Origin of the sequence: Streptomyces sp. NRRL B-24572 (genome assembly GCF_002156145.1) — a bacterium.
Taxonomy (GTDB): Bacteria; Actinomycetota; Actinomycetes; order Streptomycetales; family Streptomycetaceae; genus Streptomyces; species Streptomyces vietnamensis.
The window spans coordinates 1-2,375 of record NZ_MWIG01000662.1 but is presented as its reverse complement, the minus strand read 5'-3'; the positions used below and the strand labels follow the sequence as shown (position 1 = coordinate 2,375).

General features: G+C 68.6%; 1 protein-coding gene and 1 pseudogene. Both read right to left on the bottom strand.

The window, feature by feature from the left end:
- Nucleotides 1-326: 326 nt before the first annotated feature.
- Nucleotides 327-1,949, bottom strand: coding sequence for a malate synthase A (aceB, locus tag CCN56_RS32965; protein ID WP_086831530.1), 1,623 nt, complete (start codon nucleotides 1,947-1,949; stop codon nucleotides 327-329).
- A 225-nt stretch (nucleotides 1,950-2,174) separates the two neighbouring features.
- Nucleotides 2,175-2,375, bottom strand: a pseudogene (locus CCN56_RS32960) (nucleotidyltransferase family protein); the annotation flags it as partial.

The following is a 2,375-nucleotide window of genomic DNA, read 5'->3' as shown; positions in this document are numbered from 1 at the left end:
ACATCTCCGGCGAGCCCGGCGGCGGTACACAGTGCCAGGAGTGCGCGCAGCGCACGGTGGGGGGTCGAAGGCATGGCTGTGCTCCTGCGGTATGCGGTACGCAGTGACGAGGGGGACAGCCGCCGGCCGGTGGCATGGCGGAATCTCGCACGGCGTGGCTTGTTACCGCTAGGTAGCTGCATATCTCGGTTGCGTCACGTCACCTGTGTGATCACAGGAACGGCGACAGGGCCCCGTCCCCGGTGCTGTGCGACACCGGGGGCGAGGCCCTGTTCAGGTTGCTGTCGGCGGCTGTGCGGGCAGCCGAGTCAGCCGTACGGGTCGGGTCAGCCGACCAGCTGCTCGTACGCGGGGAGGGTCAGGAAGTCCGCGTAGTCCGCGTCGAGGGAGACGTGCAGGAGCAGGTCGTGGGCCTGCTGCCACTTGCCGGCCGTGAAGGCCTCGTCGCCGATCTCGGCGCGGATCGCGGCCAGTTCCTCGGCGGCGACCTTGCGGGCCAGCTCCGGGGTGGCGGTCTCGCCGTTCTCGAACACGACGCCCGCGTTGATCCACTGCCAGATCTGGGAGCGGGAGATCTCGGCGGTGGCCGCGTCCTCCATCAGGTTGAAGATGGCGACGGCGCCGAGGCCGCGCAGCCACGCCTCGATGTAGCGGATGCCGACCTGGACGGCGTTGCGCAGGCCGTCGTACGTCGGCTTCGCGTCGAGCGAGTCGATGGCGATGAGGTCTCCGGGCGCGACGGAGACGTCCTCGCGGAGGCGGTCCTTCTGGTTCGGCTTCTCGCCGAGGACGGCGTCGAAGGAGGCCATCGCGATCGGGACCAGGTCGGGGTGGGCGACCCAGGAGCCGTCGAAGCCGTCGCCGGCCTCGCGGTCCTTGTCGGCCTTGACCTTCTCGAACGCGACCTTGTTGACCTCGGCGTCCTTGCGGGACGGGATGAAGGCGGCCATGCCGCCGATCGCGTGCGCGCCGCGCTTGTGGCAGGTGCGGACGAGGAGTTCGGTGTACGCGCGCATGAACGGGGCCGTCATCGTGACCGCGTTGCGGTCCGGAAGGACGAACTTGGCTCCGCCGTCACGGAAGTTCTTGACGATGGAGAAGAGGTAGTCCCAGCGACCCGCGTTCAGTCCTGCGGCGTGGTCGCGGAGCTCGTAGAGGATCTCCTCCATCTCGTACGCGGCCGTGATGGTCTCGATGAGGACCGTGGCGCGGACGGTGCCCTGCGGGATGCCGACGTAGTCCTGGGCGAAGACGAAGATGTCGTTCCAGAGGCGGGCCTCCAGGTGCGACTCCGTCTTCGGGAGGTAGAAGTACGGGCCCTTGCCGAGGTCGATCAGACGCTGGGCGTTGTGGAAGAAGTAGAGGCCGAAGTCGACGAGCGCGCCGGGCACCGGGCGTCCGTCGAAGGCGAGGTGACGCTCCTCCAGGTGCCAGCCGCGCGGCCGCATGACGACCGTGGCGAGCTGGTCGGCCGGCTTCAGGGCGTACGACTTGCCCGACTTCGGGTCCGTGAAGTCGATCTTCCGGGTGTACGCGTCGATCAGGTTGACCTGACCCAGGACCACGTTCTCCCAGGTCGGCGCCGAGGCGTCCTCGAAGTCGGCGAGCCAGACCTTCGCGCCGGAGTTGAGCGCGTTGATCGTCATCTTGCGGTCGGTCGGGCCGGTGATCTCGACACGGCGGTCGTTCAGGGCCGCCGGGGCCGGCGCGACCTTCCAGGAGTCGTCGGCGCGGATCGCGGCGGTCTCCGGAAGGAAGTCCAGGGTGGACGTACGGGCGATCTCGGCGCGACGCTCCGCCCGCCGGGCGAGGAGCTCGTCCCGGCGCGGGGTGAACCGCCGGTGCAGTTCGGCGACGAAGGCCAGGGCGGCCTCGGTGAGCACCTCCTCCTGACGAGGGAGGGGCTCGGCATCGACGACGGCCAGGGGGGACGGCGCTGGTGCGGACATGAACTGTCACTTCCTTCAGCGGACTTCACGGGCGTGCCAGGCGGCCGCCGGGCGTCACGGGACGGCACGGAGTGCCACAGTCGCCGAGGTACGGCCGCGAGCGCCCTCTGAACGAACAAGGGCTTCTGAAGAGTGGATACTAGTTTCCTCATGGTGGAAGTTCAATGGTTTGTTGATGTCGAGATTCTCTGGATCGACAGAACATGGCGCTCGGTGCCATCCCGTTCACTCCAGGTGCGACAGATCCGCCTCCGTGTCGATGTCATAGGGCTCGGCCACATCCGAACAGTCCACCAGCGTGATCGCATCCCGGTGCGCCGCCAGATAGTCCCGCGCGCCCCGGTCGCCCACCGCGCCCTCGGCGATCCCCACCCAGCGATCCGCGCCGAACAGCACCGGATGGCCCCGCTTCCCCCCGTACGAGGC

Bases quoted from the DNA above. Each gene is read 5' to 3' on its own strand.
- aceB (WP_086831530.1), bottom strand. From the start codon at position 1,949: ATGTCCGCACCAGCGCCGTCCCCCCTGGCCGTCGTCGATGCCGAGCCC.